We start from the raw sequence: 17,194 nt of genomic DNA, 5'->3' as shown, positions 1-17,194 counted from the left end.
GCCTACTCCGGCAGGTACCCCTTGAGGAACTCCGCGTCCTCGCCTTCCTCCTCCAGCGCCCGGCGGACCACCCTCAGGGCCAGCCCCTCCCCGTATCCCTTGCGGGCGAGCATGCCCGCGAGGCGACGTATGCGCCGGTCGCGGTCGAGGCCTCGGGTGGCGCGCAGCTTGCGGTCGACCAGGGCGCGGGCCGTCGCCTCCTCCTGGTCCGCGTCGAGCTGCTCCACCGCGCGCTCGATCACGCCGGACTCGACCCCCCGGGTGCGCAGTTCCCGGGCGAGCGCGCGCCGGGCGAGACCCCGGCTGTGATGGCGGGACTCCACCCACGCGTCCGCGAAGGCCGTGTCGTCGATCAGTCCGACATCCTCGAAGCGGGACAGCACGTGTTCCGCCACCTCTTCGGGGATCTCCCGGCGGCGCAGGGCGTCGGCGAGTTGCTTGCGGGTCCGGGGCGTCCCGGTGAGCAGGCGGAGGCACACCGCCCGTGCCCGCTCCTCGGGATCGCGTGGCGGTCCCTGCTCCGCCCCCGAGGAGGAGGGCCCGCCGCCGTTCTCAGCCCGCCGGGTCATGGCTCACGCCTTGGCCGCGGCGGCCTTGGTCGCCTTGGTCGCCTTCGCGGGAGCCGGGACGGCCGCCGCTGCCGCTGCCGGAGCCGTGGCAGTGTCCGCGCCGGGCTCCGTGCCCGGGGCGTCGGTCCTGGCGCCGATGCCCAGCTTCTCCTTGATCTTCTTCTCGATCTCGTCGGCGAGGTCGGGGTTGTCCTTGAGGAAGTTGCGGGCGTTCTCTTTGCCCTGGCCGAGCTGGTCGCCCTCGTAGGTGTACCAGGCACCGGACTTGCGGACGAAGCCGTGCTCGACACCCATGTCGATCAGGCCTCCCTCACGGCTGATGCCCTGGCCGTAGAGGATGTCGAACTCGGCCTGCTTGAAGGGCGGGGCGACCTTGTTCTTGACCACCTTGACGCGCGTACGGTTGCCGACCGCCTCGGTGCCGTCCTTGAGGGTCTCGATACGGCGGATGTCGAGGCGCACCGACGCGTAGAACTTCAGCGCGCGACCACCGGTCGTGGTCTCCGGCGACCCGAACATCACGCCGATCTTCTCGCGGAGCTGGTTGATGAAGATCGCGGTGGTCTTCGACTGGTTGAGGGCGCTGGTGATCTTGCGCAGCGCCTGGCTCATCAGGCGGGCCTGAAGACCCACGTGCGAGTCGCCCATCTCACCCTCGATCTCGGCCTTGGGCACGAGGGCGGCGACGGAGTCGATGACGATGAGGTCGAGCGCGCCCGAGCGGACCAGCATGTCCACGATCTCCAGCGCCTGTTCGCCGTTGTCCGGCTGGGACAGGATCAGGGAGTCGATGTCGACGCCGAGCTTCTTGGCGTACTCGGGGTCGAGCGCGTGCTCGGCGTCCACGAAGGCGACCGCTCCGCCGGCCCGCTGGGCGTTGGCCACGGCGTGCAGCGTGAGGGTGGTTTTGCCGGAGGACTCCGGCCCGTAGACCTCCACCACGCGGCCGCGCGGCAGACCGCCCACGCCCAGAGCCACGTCGAGACTGGTCGACCCGGTCGGGATGACCTCGATGGGTTCGTTGGGCCGCTCGCCGAGGCGCATGACGGCACCCTTGCCGAATTGTCGTTCAATCTGCGCGAGCGCGGCGTCGAGCGCCTTCTCGCGGTCGGTCCCTGCCATGGCTTCCACCCGGTTTGCTTGAGTCGATCGCTTCACGTCCACCGACGCTAGCGCCTGCCACTGACAATGCGCCCCGACGGAGGTCCCGACCGGCACGACCGGCCTGGCACAGACCATAAGAATGGATGTTCGAATTCCGTGTCAAGCGACCCGCCGAGTCCTGTGGATAACTCAGTAACTGCAGGTCAGAGCGGTCATGAGAGGGGTCGATTGTTCGGCTGGGCCCAAGGCTCAAGGCCCGAGAACGCGCGGGCGGAGGGGGGCCCCGAGCCCCCGCCCGCGAGACGGGTCATCGCCATAAGCTTGGGCGCTCGCAGGGACGTGGGTCGGGCGGTCGCGAGGCCGGGTGCGTGGGTCGGGCGGTCGGGCGGTCGGGCGGTTGGCCGGTCGGGCGAGCACAAGCACCGGAGCAGCGAGTCGGACGTCCGGGACAACCGCCGCCGAACCAAAGGAATCACCCTCGGCCCGACCTGGCCCCCGAGCCTGGCCTCCGTCAGCAGCGCCTGCCAAACCCCCTCAAGACCCCGTAACGCCCCGCAGGGCTCAGCGGCGGTCGGCCGGGATGTCGACCGCCGCGCAGACCGCCCGCCAGACGTCCTTCGCCTCCCAGCCCGCCTCGAACGCCTGCATCACGGTCCGGCCACCCAATTCGGACATCACGTGATCTCGGGCGAAGGACTCCGCGTACGCCTCGCCGAAGTGCGCGTGCATCCGCTGCCAGAAGACCGTCAACTTCATGCCCCCAGTATCGCGCCTCCGAGCAGGGCCCATGCCGGACCCGAGGCCGCAGGACAACGTCCGCGCCCCCGCCCGCAGCCCACTCGCACAGTCCGCCCATTGGGATGAACTCTGTGAGACGCACCACCCCAGCCCGGCACGTCAGCCCAGGTCAGCGACGTTCCCGCCCTCCTCGTCGCCGTTCCGCCGGGAGATTTTCCGTCCACCGGGCCTTTAGTCAGAGCTAAAGGTGGCATGCTGTCATCAAGGCAACCTGGGCCGTGGAACGGCGAGTTGGAAGAGGTTGGGGGGTCGGGCATGAACTGGTTCACGAAGGACGAAGGCTGCACCGAGTCGCCGGGCGGCGGCCTGGCGCGGCAGGCCACGGCGGAACTCGCTGGGCTCCTCACGGCGCGCGGGATGACAAGGGCGGACCTCGCCAAGGCCATGGGGGTCAGCCCCGGACGTGTCAGTCAGATCCTGTCCGGTGACGCGAACCTCACCGTGCGCACCCTGGCCTCCGTGGCGGAAGCGCTCGGCGCGCGGGTGGAGATCAAGTTCTTCGACCCGCCGCGAGCCGCCGACCGCTCCATGCCGGACGCCATGGCCGACGCCATGACGGGTTCCTGACCACTTCGACATTCAGGTCGACAGTTCTCTGACGGCGCCGACTCCTGTGGGCCCCGTTCCCTCAGGAGTCGGCGCCTGGGGATGTGCTCCTGGAGCGACCGCCCCCGACGGTTCCGGTCCCGGTCCCGGCCCCTTTGACCGGGCGCTCCACCTGCCGACCGCTTCGTGGCGCACGCGGCCGCCGGTGACCCGCGTGAGCCGATGGCCGAAAACCAACGCCTGGACGCACGCACACTTCGCACCCCGCACCACACGCGCCCCCCGAACCTGGTCCGCCGCCGGGCACCCGCACCGGGCGGCCGGCGCGGCACCTACCCCCGCTCCTGCCTGACCAGCCCGAACAGCCCTCCCTGCGCGGGAACGGACGACGAGCCGAAGCCGTCCGGCGGGACCACGTTGTCGCGCAGCGCCTCCAGCGCGGCCGTATCGGAACGTCGACCGTGCACATGGGCCAGGGCCAGCAGTTGCTTGCACCGTTCGAGCGCGGTTCCGAACGCTCGCAGGTATTCGACCTCCTCGTGCTGGCCGCCCGGCCACTCCTGAGGCCCGTCGAGCGCGGTCAGCATCCCGCTGCCGGCGCGCCTCGCCCGGGCGTCGAGCAGGGCGAAGACCGCGCCGATCGCGCCGTCCGCCTCCGCGTGACGCTCGTTGACGGCCTTGGCCAGCGCCTTGTTGCCCTCGTGGCGGGAGAGCAGGTGCAGTTTGAGGCCGTGGGCGAAGATCCGCAGCTGCCGTGGCTCCTTGAAGCCGCTCATGAACGAGTCGGCCCACGTCATGTAGTCGGTGATCAGCCGGTATTCGAGCCGTTCGAGCAGCGAGGCGACGCCGAGGGTGAGGACCTTCACAACCGGCTGGGCGACGTCGCCGTCCCGGCGGCCCCTCGGTGCCACGCCCGCCCCCGCGACCAGGCCGACCGCGACCGGAGGGAGCCGCGCCACGTGTGGCAGCAGCAGGCCCGTCCCCAGCGCGATCACGCAGGTCATCGCGGTCACCGACAGCGCGAGGCCGACCGACTGGCGGCTGCCGAGCAGACGGCCCTTGCCGGTGAACCGTCGCACCAGGCTGATCCAGGTGACGACCGCGCAGGAGGCGGCGGGTAACGCGAACTGCGCGATCCAAGGCTCCTGATACCAACGCAAGGTGACCGTCCCACTAGCCGCGCGGACAACGACAGGACCGTCGTTCACCGACGAGGCGGCCCCCCGCTCGCGTTCGGCGGCGTACGCCCGGCCAGCGCCACGGCGTGTCACCCGCCCTGACGACTTCTCGCGTGCGGGCCGCACCATGGCACGGTCTGATCCTCTCATTCACCAGTAAGCGTCAGCATCGGTTTCAGCGACTCCCGGCCATCGGCGCATCGCGCTTCGGACACGCGTCCACCGTCGCGCGCCGCGCCGTCTCCGTACGGGTGCACCCTTGTCGCAGCCGTAGGCAGCGCGACGCGCGCGCCCTACTGTGCGCGCATGGCAGGACACGTGGCAGGACGTAACGAGACGGCGGAACGGCCCGTGGGGTCCGCGCTCGAGCGCGCCGGGCACTTCGTGTGGCTGACCGCGCGCGTGCTCGAACAGCGGCGCTTCGCGCTGCACTTCCTGGACGGCGACGCCGACGCGTTGGAGACCGCACTGCTCGCGTACCGCAACGAGGACGACGGTTACGGGCACGCTCTGGACCCCGACCTGCGCGGCCCGTCGAGTCAACCCCTGCACGCCGTCCACGCGTTGCGGCTCCTGGACGAGGCCGGGCGGTGCGGCGGGCAGCGCGTGGAACGCCTGTGCCGCTATCTGACGGCGGTATCGACCCCGGACGGTGCGTTGCCGGTGGTGAGCCCGACGCCACCCGGTCACCCGCGCGCGCCGTGGTTCCCCGCGACGGACCGGTCGTCCGGAGGTCTGCTCGCCACCGGCCCGGTCGTGGGCGCGCTGCACGGCAACGGTGTGTGGCACGCGTGGCTCTTCAGGGCGACGGACTGCTGCTGGGCGGCGGTCGACGCGCTGGAGAAGCCGCACCCGGGCGAGGCGCTGGCGGCGCTCGCCTTCCTCGACTCGGTGCCGGACCGTGCGCGTGCCGAGGCCGCGGCGGCCAGGCTGGGGCGGCTGGTGCGCGACCAAGGCCTCGCCGTACTCGACCCGGGTCGCGACCGCGCCACGGGCGTGGGCACTCCCCGGGAGGACACGGAGGAGGGATTTTTCGCCTACGACTTCGCCCGTTCGCCGGAGTCACTGGGGCGTCGGTGGTTCTCCGACGCGGAGATCGATCGGTCGCTCGACTTCCTGACCGGCTCCCAACAGCCGGACGGCGGCTGGCCGTTGCGGCGGCGCCCGTGGGCCGCCGCCCCACGGATGGAGTGGCGCCCCGTCCTCACGATCGAGGCCTTGTTGACCCTGCGCGCTTACGGCCGTCCCATCGCATGACGCGTGCGGACGTTCCGTTTCCAGTACGTATACGGGCGTTTTCAGCACGTGGGTGGCGTATTCGGCTCGGACGACCGGAGCGGGACAGGGGCCTGGCCCTCAGGCCTCCCCCCTCAGCAGCAGCGCGGCGAGTGCCAGCGCCGTGCCGCGTGGTGAGGCGAGGTCGAGCGAGGTGAGAGCGGTGACACGGGCGAGCCGGTTGTCGACCGTGTTGGGGTGGAGGCCGAGCCGCCGGGCAGTGGCACGGCGGTCCTGCTGGTGTTCCAGGTAGGTGCGGAGCGTCTCGGTCAGTTCGGGGCGGTCGGCGATCGGGTCGAGCAGCGCCGCGATCAGGCCGCTGCTCTCGTCACGCCGTGAGAGGTGGAACTCCAGCAGTACGTCGTCCAGTCGGTGCAGCCCCGGGGGCCTGCCGCCCGCGCGCGCCACCCGTATGACCTCAGCGGCGGTCCTGGCGGCCTTCGCCACCTCCGCGCCGCAGCCCGCCGTGACGGCCGCGATCCGCACCTCGCCGCCGCATGCCTTACCCAGTGATTCGGCGAGACCGTCGGGCGCTTCTGGCGGAGCGTCGGCGCCCGGAGGGGCAGGAACGACGGCGTATCCGCCCTCATCGTCGAGCAGCGCGAGCACGTCCGTCCGGAACGCCCGGTCCAGCGCGGTCTGTACGCGCCGTCCACGCCGCCGTACGGCCACCGGAGCGGGACTGGCGGAACCGGGGGCGGGCGCGGCGCGCGGAGTGCGCAGGCAGAGCACGAGGGCCCCGCGGTCCAGGCCGAGGGCGCGCTGCGTCGCGGCGTCGGGCAGCGGCGAGCCGTCGAGCAGACCGCGCACCAGCAGGCGGCGGTGCTCCCGTCGTTCGGCCAGCAGGGCGGCCTGTTCGTCGAGGTACGTCTCGGCGACCGCGCTCGCGATGCCTTCCTGGGCTCTGAGCAGGAAGCCGGACAGCTCGACGAGGGCCGTCTCCTCGCCCGGCCGCGCGGCCTCGCGCAGCGTCCGCCACAGCATGTAGGCACCGAGTGCGTGGGCACGCAGCAGCAAATGCAGCGGCACGCCCTCCTCGGCGCGCTGCGCGGCACGTTCGCGGAACAGTCCGTAGTCGCCGAAGCGGCCGTGCTGGTCGTGCACCCGGCGCAGGAAAAGGCGCAGACCGTGCCGCGCGGTGGCGGCGACCTCGATGTCCTTGATGTCTGCGGGCAGTTCGGGATAGCCGGGTATCGCTTCGAACGAGACGCGGGACATGCGACGGGCGATCTCGTTGACGCGTGGTTCGCAGCGGGCCGCTAGGGCGCGGGCGGCGGCGGACAACTCGTAGGTGAACGCCACGCCGTCCTGCGGGGGGACCGTCGTCATCGCGCCTCCTCGACGGAGCGGGTTCGCGACGGGAGCCTCGCTCCGGTGGTTGTGAGCCGTCACAGTAGTCCGCCGCGCGAGGTGTGACGAGATCTTCTGTCGGCGCCCGGTCGACGCGCGGAGGATCTACGGCGGAACGCGTCCCGACCGCCCGCCCAGGGCCATGGCCGGCGGCGTCCAGGAGGAGGACTTATGACGCGGCACAACGAAAGCCGCCCCGACGGCGCCCCTGTCGCGGGTGGGCCGGCGGACGACCTGACCGGCGCCTACCTCGCGTACGCCGAGCGCGTGTGGCAGGGCGAGGAGACCCTTGCGACGCAGATGTCGGGCGCCTTCACCGGTTGCGAACTGGTCAGGACGGGTGAGCGGACCGGCTTCTTTCCCGCCTTCGCGAACGTGTGCGTCTTCGACACCGGCGACGGGCTCGTGCTCGTCGACTCCGGTGACTTCCGTACCGGAGCCCAACTCGTTGCGGCGGTGAGGGCGTTCTCGTCTCATGACGTGCGTTCCGTGGTGTACACGCACGGGCACGTGGATCACACCTTCGGAGTGTTCGCCCTCGACGCGGCCGCCAAGGAGCGGGGAGCCGCCGCACCGGAGGTGGTCGCGCACGAAGCGGTCGCCGCGCGGTTCGACCGCTACGCGGAGACCGCCGGGTACAACGCCTGGGTCAACCGGCGCCAGTTCGGCGTCCCGGCCCTGGAGTGGCCGACCACCTACCGCTATCCGGACACCTCGTACCGCGACCGCTTCACGTTGCGTCAAGGCGACTTGACGTTCGAGCTGACGCACGCACGCGGCGAGACCGACGATCACACCTACGTGTGGATTCCCGAGCTGCGCACCCTGTGCACGGGCGATCTGTTCATCTGGAACTCGCCGAACGCCGGCAACCCGCAGAAGGTGCAGCGCTATCCGGTGGAATGGGCGCGGGCGTTGCGCACGATGCGGGAGCTGGACGCCGAGGTCCTGCTGCCCGGGCACGGCGTGCCGATCCTCGGCGCCGACCGCGTACGGCAGGCGCTCGGGGACACCGCCGAGCTCCTGGAGTCGCTGTGCCGCCAGACGCGCGACCTGATGAACGAGGGCCGCCGCCTGGACGAGGTGCTGCACACGGTACGCGTGCCGGAAGGGCTGCTGGACAGGCCCTACCTGCGTCCCGCTTACGACGAGCCGGAGTTCGTGGTGCGCAATCTGTGGCGGTTGTGGGGCGGCTGGTACGACCAGAATCCCGCGCACCTCAAGCCCGCTCCCGAGGCCGAGTTGGCCGCCGAGCTGGCCGACGCGGCGGGCGGCGCCGCGCTACTGGCGCGGCGGGCCACCGCGTTGCTGGCGGCGGGGAAGCTGCGGCTGGCCTGCCACCTGGCGGAGGCCGCCGCCCTGGCCGCGCCCGAGGACCGGGACATCGCGAGGGTGCGGGCCACGGTGTACGCGAAGCGGGCGGCGGCGGAGTCGTCCACCATGGCGCGCGGCGTCTTCTCGTGGGCGGCGGCCGAGTCGGCCGCGGTTGCCGAGGGCACCGACGTGACCACCGAGCTCACCCGCACCGAGGACGGCCGCAGGCGCGCCGCGGGCGCCATCAGCGTAGGCGCGTTCGACGACGACCATGCCGGCGCGGACGCACCGTAGCGCGTGACGCAGACCTCGGGCGTCGTCGCGCGGCGGGCCGTGAGTCAGCCCGCTACCTGCCACACGCGCACCGTCACCACTAGGGCGACCCCCACGGTCACCAGGAATGCGTGCGCAGCAGCAAGCGACGAGCCCGGCGCCCCGCGCGTCGACCACCAGGCGGCGGCCGGTGGTGCAGGTCTGCGCCGCGGTCATCGCGGCGAGCAGGGCGACCGGCACCGGTGCGGCCAGTCCTCGCACCAGTGGTCGCTCCAGCAGCCGGTGGGCACGGGTAGGGGCGAGCAGTCTGACGGCGTACGCACCGAGCGCCGTGAACCTGAGCGCGATCCAGCCGTGAGCCCGAGCGCGATCCAGGTGGTCACCGGGTGCACTCCCGCTCGCGTCGGTCACGACGTACGAGCAGCACGGCGGGCGCGGCCGGCGCAGCGGGCAGCCGCAGCACGCACGCCAACGCCGCCACGGCGACCGTGGCGGCCGTGGCGCGCTCCCGGCCCGCCCACGCGGACCATGGGCGCGAGCCGGGCGAGGAAGACCGCCGGACCCGCCACGTCCCCAACCTCCAAGCGGACGGGTGAACGCCCCGGCTACGGCGAGCGGCGCACCGCCCACGCCGAGCGCACCGACCAGCGCGAACTACGGCCCGCCGATGAAGACCGGCAGCCGGGGGCACACAGTCCTGCGGCACGCTGATCCCGCCCCCCTGCGACCGTGGCGCCGAGGGCGAAGCCGGGCAGGCCGACGGCCATCCAGCACCGAGAGCGTCACGGACGTCGGCGGAGCGGGGCTCGGCGGCCTCGGTGGCCGCCGATGGATCATCGAGGGGCAGAGCAGCGCGTTCACCCGGGCCGACGCTGGGCGCGGGGCGGCCACCTGGTCTTGTACGTTCTTGCGGCCGGACGGCTCGCCTCCACGACCAGGCCCGCCGGGCGGTCCCCACCCCTGTCCGCCCGCCCGCCGCAGCCGATCCCACGCCTGGCTTGCCCCGCCGCGGTCCCGCTTCCCTACGCATGCGCTCGCCCTGTGCAGCCGGCCCGGAGCAGATCGACCCGGGCAGTTCGGAGGGGTGCCGGCGCCGCGTTCACTCCGCTGATCCCATGAACCCATTGCATGACCGCCCGAGCCGCGACTACCCGACCGCCCACCACCCGACCTGCGCGACCGAGCAGGCCACGTCCGCGATCGCCTCCCCACGCCAAAGGCAAACCCACGGCTAGTCACATGATCATTTCCGCGCGGGTTGTCCACAGGCCGGGCGGCGGCGCGGGCCGATGTCAGTGGTCCGAGGCACGATGGGTGGCATGTCGAACGGGAAGCGGCCGAAGGCACCGGGTCCGGGGCGGGAGCAGGCTCCGGTGTCGGCCCTGGACTCCTTCTCTCCCGCCACCCGCGCGTGGTTCAACGGTGCCTTCGACGCGCCCACCGCCGCCCAGGCCGGAGCCTGGCGGGCCATCGCCGAGGAGTCCGACGTGCTGGTCGTCGCGCCCACCGGCTCGGGCAAGACGCTGGCCGCCTTCCTCGCCGCCCTCGACCGGCTCGCCCACACCCCGCCCCCGGCCGAGGCCAGGCGCCGCTGCCGGGTGCTGTACGTCTCCCCCCTCAAGGCCCTGGCCGTCGACGTGGAGCGCAACCTGCGCAGTCCGCTGACCGGGCTGCGGCACGAGGCGGTGCGGCTGGGGCTGCCGGAGCCCGAGGTCAAGGTCGCGATCCGGTCCGGCGACACCCCGGCGGCGGAGCGCCGCGCGATCGCCACCAAGCCCCCGGACATCCTGATCACCACCCCCGAATCGCTGTTCCTGATGCTCACCTCCTCCACGCGGGAGGCGCTGCGCGGGGTCGAGACGGTCATCCTGGACGAGGTGCACGCGGTGGCGGGCACCAAGCGCGGCGCCCACCTGGCGCTCTCCCTGGAGCGGCTGGACGAGTTGCTGGACCGCCCGGCCCGCCGCATCGGCCTGTCGGCCACCGTGCGCCCCGTGGACGAGGTCGCCCGCTTCCTGTCGCCGGGGCGCAAGGTCACCGTGGTGCAGCCGCCGTCGCAGAAGGACTTCGACCTGTCGGTCGTCGTGCCGGTGGAGGACCTGGCCGAGCTGGGCGGCTCTCCGGTCTCCGACAGCGGTACACCCGGCTCGGACGCCGGGGAGCGCCCCTCCATCTGGCCCCATGTGGAGGAGCGCATCGCCGACCTGGTGCAGGCACACCGCTCCACCATCGTCTTCGCCAACTCCCGCCGCCTCGCGGAGCGGCTGTGCAACCGGCTCAACGAGATCGCCTACGAGCGGGCCACCGGCGAGGCGATGCCGGAACACCACTCCCCCGCCGAGCTGATGGGCGAGGCGGGCGCGGCCAGGGGTGCCCCGGCGCTGCTGGCCCGGGCCCACCACGGCTCGGTCTCCAAGGAGCAGCGGGCCCTGGTCGAGGAGGACCTCAAGGCCGGGCGGCTACCCGCGGTGGTCGCCACCTCCAGCCTCGAACTCGGCATCGACATGGGCGCGGTGGACCTGGTGGTGCAGGTCGAGTCGCCGCCGTCGGTAGCCTCCGGGCTGCAACGTGTCGGTCGCGCCGGCCACCAGGTGGGCGCCGTCTCCACCGGTGTGGTCTTCCCGAAGTACCGCGGCGACCTGGTGCAGTCGGCGGTCGTCACCGAACGCATGCGGCAGGGTGCCATCGAGGCCCTGCGGGTCCCGGCCAACCCGCTGGACGTGCTGGCTCAGCAGATCGTCGCCATGGTGGCGGTGGACACCTGGGACGTGGACGAGCTGCTGGCACTGGTGCGCAGGGCCGCGCCGTTCGCGGCGCTGCCGGAGTCGGCCTACACGGCGGTGCTCGACATGCTGGCCGGCCGCTACCCGTCCGACGCCTTCGCCGAGTTGCGCCCGCGCCTGGTGTGGGACCGCGTGGCGGGCACACTCAGCGGGCGGCCGGGCGCGCAGCGGCTGGCGGTGACGTCCGGTGGGACGATCCCGGACCGCGGGCTGTTCGGCGTCTTCCTCGCGGGTGCCGATCCGAAGAAGGGCGGCGGCCGGGTCGGGGAGCTGGACGAGGAGATGGTGTACGAGTCCAGGGTGGGGGACGTGTTCACCCTGGGCACCACGTCCTGGCGCATCGAGGACATCACTCGCGACCGGGTGCTGGTCTCGCCCGCTCCCGGCGTACCGGGCAGGCTGCCGTTCTGGAAGGGCGACCAGCTGGGCCGCCCCCTCGAACTCGGCCGCGCGCTGGGCGCGTTCCTGCGGGAGATCGGCGGCCTGTCACCCGAGGCGGCCCGCGAGCGGCTGGCGGCGGCCGGGCTCGACGAGTGGGCCGCGGACAACGTGCTGGCCTACCTGGACGAGCAGCGCCGCGCCTGCGGCCACGTGCCGGACGACCGCACGATCGTCGTCGAGCGCTTCCGGGACGAGCTGGGCGACTGGCGGATCGTGGTCCACTCCCCCTTCGGCGCGCAGGTGCACGCCCCCTGGGCGCTGGCGCTCGGCGCCCGGTTGTCCGAGCGGTACGGCTTCGACGCCCAGGTCATGCACGCCGACGACGGGATCGTGCTGCGCCTGCCCGACGCCGACCTGCTGGGCCTGGACCTGCTGGACGCCGACCCGTTCCGCGCGGGCACGGAGTACGACGCGCAGCAGAGCCCGGTGGGCGCCGCGGACGTCGTCTTCGAACACGGCGAGGTCGAGCAGGTGGTTACCGACCAGGTCGGCGGCTCCGCGCTGTTCGCGTCCCGGTTCCGCGAGTGCGCCGCCCGCGCGCTGCTGCTGCCGCGCCGCAATCCGGCCAAGCGCACCCCGCTGTGGCAGCAGCGGCAGCGCGCCGCCCAACTCCTCCAGGTGGCTTCGGAGTTCGGGTCCTTCCCCATCGTGCTCGAAGCGGTCCGCGAGTGCCTCCAGGACGTGTTCGACGTGCCGGGGCTGGTCGAGTTGATGGGCGACATCGACAGCCGAGCGGTCCGACTGGTGGAGGTGACGACGCCGGAGCCGTCGCCGTTCGCCCGTTCACTGCTGTTCGGCTATGTGGCGCAGTTCCTCTACGAGGGCGACTCGCCGCTGGCCGAACGGCGGGCCGCCGCGCTGTCGCTGGACTCCCGGCTGCTGTCAGAACTGCTCGGCCAGGCGGAGCTGCGCGAGCTGCTCGACGCCGACGTGATGGCCGAGCTGGAGTCGGAGCTGCAATGGCTCACCGAGGACCGCCGGGTCAAGGACGCGGAGGGCGTCGCAGACGTGCTGCGGGTGCTCGGTCCGCTGACCGACGCAGAACTGGCCGCCCGGGGCGCGCAGTCCGGGTGGGTGCGGGAGCTGGAGACGGCGCGGCGCGCGATCCGGGTGCGGATCGCCGGGGCGGAGCACTGGGCGGCCGTCGAAGATGCCGGGCGGTTGCGGGACGCGCTGGGCACCGCGCTGCCGGTCGGCGTGCCCGAGGCCTTCACGGAGCCGGTGAAGGATCCGCTGGGCGATCTGCTGTCCCGGTTCGCCCGCACACACGGCCCGTTCACCGCGGCCGACGCCGCCGCCCGGTTCGGCTTGGGTACGGCGGTGGTGGACGGCGCGCTGCACCGGCTGGCGGCCGACGGGCGGGTGGTGCAGGGCGAGTTCAGGCCGGAGGGCGCTGGCCACGAGTGGTGCGACGCGGGCGTGCTGCGGCGGTTGCGGCGGCGTTCGCTGGCCGCGCTGCGGCACGAGCTGGAACCCGTGCCGCCGCCCGCGCTCGGCGCCTTCCTGCCCCAGTGGCAGCACGTCGGCACGCGGGCATTGCGCGGAGTGGACGGGTTGCTGCGGGCCGTCGAGCAGTTGCAGGGTGCCGCGGTGCCGGCTTCCGCGCTGGAGCGGCTGGTCCTGCCGTCCCGCCTGGCCGACTACAGCCCCGCGTTGCTCGACGAGTTGACGTCCTCCGGAGAGCTGGTGTGGGCCGGGGCGGGCGCGCTGCCCGGGAAGGACGGCTGGATCGCGCTCTATCCGGCCGACACCGCGCCTCTGCTGCTGCCGGAGCCGCAGCCCCTGGAACTGTCGCCCCTGCACCGGGCCGTGCTCGACGCGCTGGCGAGCGGCTACGGGCTGCTCTTCCGGCAGATAGCGGAGGCTGTCCGGTCCTCCCTCCCTGATGCGACCGATCCGGAACTAGCCGACACCGTATGGGACTTGACGTGGTCGGGGCGGCTGACCAACGACACCCTGCTGCCGCTGCGGGCGCTGCTGGGATCGGGCCGGACGGCGGGCTCGACCGCGCACCGGGCGCCCAGAGCCGTCCCCCGGGCCCGGTACGGCACCCGCATACCCCGGCCGACCGCCTCCCGCAGCGGGCCACCGACCATGGCCGGGCGCTGGTCGCTGGTGCCCGGGCGGGAGCCGGACGCGACCTTGCGGGCGCACGCCCTGGGCCACACGCTGCTGGACCGGCACGGGGTCGTGACCCGGGGCGCGGTGGCGGCCGAGGGCGTCGCGGGCGGCTTCTCCGCCGTCTACCGGGTGCTGTCCGCCTTCGAGGAGACCGGGCAGGCGCGCCGTGGCTACGTGGTCGAGGGGTTGGGCGCGGCGCAGTTCGCGATGGAGGGCGCGGTGGACCGGCTGCGGGCGGTCAACACCGCGCGCGAGCGGGCCGAGGCGCACCCCGCGGCGCCCCGTGCGGTGGTGCTGGCCGCCGCCGATCCGGCGAACGCCTACGGTTCGGCGCTGCCCTGGCCGGAGGCGCCCTCCGGCGCGGGACACAAGCCGGGCCGGAAGGCGGGGGCCGTCGTGGTCCTGGTGGACGGGGAGTTGACGCTGTACGTCGAGCGGGGCGGCAAGACCTTGCTGGCCTGGGGCGAGCCGGACTCACCTCGGCTGGTGACCGCCGTGGAGGCGTTGTCGGCGGCCGTGCGCGAAGGCGCCCTGGGCAGGCTCACGGTCGAGCGCGTCAACGGCGAGCCCGCGCTGTCGTCCTCCCTGGGCCGCGCCCTGGAGGCGGCCGGCTTCCACGCGACCCCGAGGGGGCTGCGCCTGCGGGCGTGAACGACGCACCGACGGGCCAGCCGCGCACCTGACAACGCCCCCGCCGCTACGGCAGCCGGCGCGCTGTGCCCCCGGAGCCGGGCGACGACCCCCGAAGCGACGGCCCCCGCCCGCGGACCCGACCCGCGCGACCACCGCGCCGCCCCCGCGCCGCCCTGTGCACCAAGCAGCCGGCCACGGCCGGCTTGGCGCACAGGGGCGCAGGGGCGCCCGCCCGCCTTTTGCAGAGCGCAAACACCGCGAGAGAATGGAGGTATGCCCGAAGGCGACACCGTATGGCTGACCGCCCGCCGGTTGCGGCAGGCGCTCGCCGGGCGGGAGCTGACGCGAACCGACCTGCGGGTGCCGCGGCTGGCCACGACCGATCTGACCGGCCGCCGGGTCGATGACGTCGTGCCGCGCGGCAAGCACCTGCTGATACGGGTCGAGGGCGGCTGGTCGCTCCACTCCCACCTGCGCATGGACGGCCAGTGGCGGGTCTACCCGACCGGTGAGCGCTGGCACGGCAGCCCCCAGCACCAGATCCGGGCGATCCTGGCCAACGCCGACTCGGTCGCGGTGGGATACCGGTTGCCGGTGCTGGAGCTGGTGAAGACCGCGCAGGAGGACACGGCGGTCGGGCACCTCGGACCCGACCTGCTCGGGCCGGACTGGGACCCGGCGGAAGCCGTGCGCCGCCTGCTGGAGAAGCCGGACCGGGCCGTGGGCGAGGCCTTGCTCGACCAGCGCAACCTCGCCGGGATCGGCAACGTGTACAAGTCGGAGCTGTGCTTCCTGCGCGGCGTGACGCCATGGACGCCGATGGGCGAGGTGCGGGACCCCGGCCGCATGGTGGTGCTGGCGCAGGAGTTGCTGGAGGCCAACAAGGCCCGGCACGGCCACATCACCACCGGTGATCTCAGGCGCGGCCGCACCCACTGGGTCTACAACCGCGCCCACCGGCCCTGCCTGCGGTGTGGTGCGCTGGTGCGCACCGCGCAGCAGGGGCCGGTGGGCGAGCGGCGGGTCACCTACTGGTGTCCCTCCTGCCAGAACGGGCCGCCACCGCCGGGCAGTTGATGGCCGGACGGGGTCGTGGCCGTGCCACCGGGGCCAGCGGGCCGCGCGGCGTGGGCAGGCGCCGTACGCGGGCGGCTTGAGCGCGGGGGCCGGCGGAGCGGCGCGGGCGGGGTGCCGCGTGCACCGGCAGGACGCTGAGGGTCCAGCCGCCGACGGCGAGGCCCTGCTCGACGGGGCCGGCGTGCGAGGGCTGAGCGGCTACCTTCAGCACGGAGCAGACCCAGGCCAGCCCCAGCAGAGCCGCGAACGTAAGACGGATCGAACGACGGGCATTCATGACCGCCTCCCACATCCCCGAGGGTGTGGTGGAAACCCGTGGAGGGCTTCCGTAGGAGGATGGATTCCCCGTACGAGTGATCGACACTCCCTTTGGCCCGCGCCCATCAAGGGTTTCACCCGATAGGAGCAACCCACCGGCGCACGTGGCGCCGGTGGGTCGCAGAATGTCGTCCGTCAGGCCTCCCGGCCGGGCCGCCCCGGCCCCGAGCCCCGGCCCGGGCGTGCGTCGCTCAGACGCCGGGCCGAGGTCCGAACCCGCCTCGCTCAGACCTCGGACCGCGCGCCTCGAACCTCTCAGGCTCCGGGCTCCGGCTCTCGAACAGGCCTCAGACCGTCGTGTTCTCCGCCTGGAACATCCAGTGGTGCTTCTCCAGGTCGGCGGTGAGGCCGATGAGGATGTCCTGGGAGACCAGGTCGGGGCCGTCGGTGGCCTGGATGCGCTCGCGCATCTTGGCGATCACGGCCGACAGGGCCTTGATCATGATGTCGACGACGTCCTTGTCGTTGATCCAGCCGTCCCGCACGGTCTGCAGTGCGCTGGACTTCGCCACCGTCTCCGCCCGGCCGTCAGGCGAGACGCCGATCGCGGAAGCGCGCTCGGCCACGGTGTCGGCGTAGGTCCTGGCCGTGGTGACGACCTCGTCGAGCTGCAGGTGCACCGAGCGGAAGCGCGGACCGACGATGTTCCAGTGCACCTGCTTGGCGATGAGGGACAGGTCCACCAGATCGACCAGCGCGCCCTGCAGTGCGTCCCCCGTGATCTTCCGGGCCTCGTCGGAGAGCGTGCTCGTCACGACAGTCATACCCCAACCTCCTGAGCGTCAAGTCCCCATTTGTCCACGGTACGTCTTCCCGCTCACGGCCGTTGAAACATCACCCGCGGCCCCTCGTGACGCGTGCGGACGCAAGACAGGGATGCCGGGGACGCGGCAGGACACGACGGATCGGCAGACACGGAAGCCGGGGCGTGGCAGGACGGGTTCGTCCTGCCACGCCCCGGCTTCCGAAGCGTTTCGAGTCGCTGGAGCGTACGCGCCGAGAACGGCGGAGGCGGCGATCAGGCCGCGACCACGTCCACGGCCTTCGCCTGTGGCGCCTTGATCGTCACACGCTTGCCGGGCACCGGCACGTGCGTGATCGTTTCCAGCCGCACTGGCGCGGGAACCGACTCCGAGGCCGCCGACTGCGCCAGCTCGGCGAGCGACAGTTCGTCGCTGACCTCGCGCATGACCTCGGACATCCGCACGTCCAGGGCGTCGCAGATCGCGGAGAGCAGTTCGGAGGAGGCTTCCTTCTGGCCGCGCTCCACCTCTGAGAGGTAGCCGAGCGAGACCCGGGCGGATGCCGAGACCTCGCGCAGAGTGCGGCCCTGACGTTGGCGCTGCCGACGTAGTACGTCACCCAGCAGGCGACGGAGCAGAATCATCGGTGCCTCCCTCCTCGGACCGCGGAA

The 17,194-nt window shown here is 72.8% G+C and carries 12 protein-coding genes; 5 read left to right on the top strand and 7 right to left on the bottom strand.

All coding sequences use genetic code 11. The features are described 5' to 3' along the window. Nucleotides 1-2: 2 nt before the first annotated feature. The 3 genes from recX to CK485_RS03150 all read right to left on the bottom strand — a co-directional run bounded on the left by recX (nucleotide 3) and on the right by CK485_RS03150 (nucleotide 2,429). Nucleotides 3-569, bottom strand: coding sequence for a recombination regulator RecX (recX, locus tag CK485_RS03160; RefSeq protein WP_109446681.1), 567 nt, complete (start codon nucleotides 567-569; stop codon nucleotides 3-5). 3 nt (nucleotides 570-572) lie between these two features. Further along, nucleotides 573-1,691: a recombinase RecA gene (gene recA, locus CK485_RS03155; protein WP_109446679.1), complete on the bottom strand. Its 1,119-nt coding sequence runs from the start codon at nucleotides 1,689-1,691 to the stop codon at nucleotides 573-575. A 543-nt stretch (nucleotides 1,692-2,234) separates the two neighbouring features. Then, nucleotides 2,235-2,429 carry a DUF3046 domain-containing protein gene (locus CK485_RS03150; RefSeq protein WP_109446677.1) on the bottom strand — a complete coding sequence of 65 codons (195 nt, stop codon included), beginning with the start codon at nucleotides 2,427-2,429 and terminating at the stop codon, nucleotides 2,235-2,237. 297 nt (nucleotides 2,430-2,726) lie between these two features. Here CK485_RS03150 and CK485_RS03145 point away from each other — a divergent pair, with 297 nt between their 5' ends. Then, nucleotides 2,727-3,038 carry a helix-turn-helix transcriptional regulator gene (locus CK485_RS03145; RefSeq protein WP_109446675.1) on the top strand — a complete coding sequence of 104 codons (312 nt, stop codon included), beginning with the start codon at nucleotides 2,727-2,729 and terminating at the stop codon, nucleotides 3,036-3,038. Nucleotides 3,039-3,349: 311 nt separating this feature from the next. On the opposite strand, the gene CK485_RS03140 is transcribed toward CK485_RS03145, so the two are convergent. Then, a complete protein-coding gene (locus CK485_RS03140) occupies nucleotides 3,350-4,177 on the bottom strand; it encodes a hypothetical protein (RefSeq protein ID WP_146214479.1) in 828 nt (275 codons plus the stop codon). Nucleotides 4,178-4,501: 324 nt separating this feature from the next. Between CK485_RS03140 and CK485_RS03135 the strand changes: the two genes are divergently transcribed. After that, complete coding sequence (locus CK485_RS03135; RefSeq protein WP_109446671.1) at nucleotides 4,502-5,452, top strand: hypothetical protein; 951 nt, start codon at nucleotides 4,502-4,504, stop codon at nucleotides 5,450-5,452. Between the two features lie 99 nt (nucleotides 5,453-5,551). Here CK485_RS03135 and CK485_RS03130 read toward each other — a convergent pair whose 3' ends face one another. Next, complete coding sequence (locus tag CK485_RS03130) at nucleotides 5,552-6,799, bottom strand: helix-turn-helix domain-containing protein (RefSeq protein WP_109446669.1); 1,248 nt, start codon at nucleotides 6,797-6,799, stop codon at nucleotides 5,552-5,554. A 192-nt stretch (nucleotides 6,800-6,991) separates the two neighbouring features. On the opposite strand from CK485_RS03130, the gene CK485_RS03125 reads away from it, so the two are divergent. From CK485_RS03125 to CK485_RS03110, 3 genes are all read left to right on the top strand, one after another. After that, entirely contained in the window at nucleotides 6,992-8,428 is a 1,437-nt protein-coding gene (locus CK485_RS03125; protein ID WP_109446667.1) for an alkyl sulfatase dimerization domain-containing protein, read from the top strand. Nucleotides 8,429-9,726: 1,298 nt separating this feature from the next. After that, the gene (locus CK485_RS03115; RefSeq protein ID WP_241968102.1) at nucleotides 9,727-14,403 is read left to right on the top strand and encodes an ATP-dependent helicase; all 4,677 of its coding nucleotides are present in this window, start codon (nucleotides 9,727-9,729) and stop codon (nucleotides 14,401-14,403) included. A 255-nt stretch (nucleotides 14,404-14,658) separates the two neighbouring features. Continuing rightward, nucleotides 14,659-15,462, top strand: coding sequence for a DNA-formamidopyrimidine glycosylase family protein (locus tag CK485_RS03110; RefSeq protein ID WP_109446663.1), 804 nt, complete (start codon nucleotides 14,659-14,661; stop codon nucleotides 15,460-15,462). Between the two features lie 605 nt (nucleotides 15,463-16,067). Here the strand turns inward: CK485_RS03110 and CK485_RS03105 are convergent. Together CK485_RS03105 and CK485_RS03100 are read right to left on the bottom strand one after the other, a co-directional pair. Beyond that, entirely contained in the window at nucleotides 16,068-16,544 is a 477-nt protein-coding gene (locus tag CK485_RS03105; protein WP_109446661.1) for a DNA starvation/stationary phase protection protein, read from the bottom strand. A 254-nt stretch (nucleotides 16,545-16,798) separates the two neighbouring features. Next, nucleotides 16,799-17,167: a helix-turn-helix domain-containing protein gene (locus tag CK485_RS03100; protein ID WP_109446659.1), complete on the bottom strand. Its 369-nt coding sequence runs from the start codon at nucleotides 17,165-17,167 to the stop codon at nucleotides 16,799-16,801. Between the last annotated feature and the right edge of the window lie 27 nt (nucleotides 17,168-17,194).

Origin of the sequence: Streptomyces sp. ICBB 8177, assembly GCF_003144095.1 — a bacterium.
GTDB lineage: Bacteria > Actinomycetota > Actinomycetes > Streptomycetales > Streptomycetaceae > Streptantibioticus_D.
The sequence above is the reverse complement of the archived record's forward strand: the minus strand, read 5'-3'. Positions and strand labels throughout refer to the sequence as shown.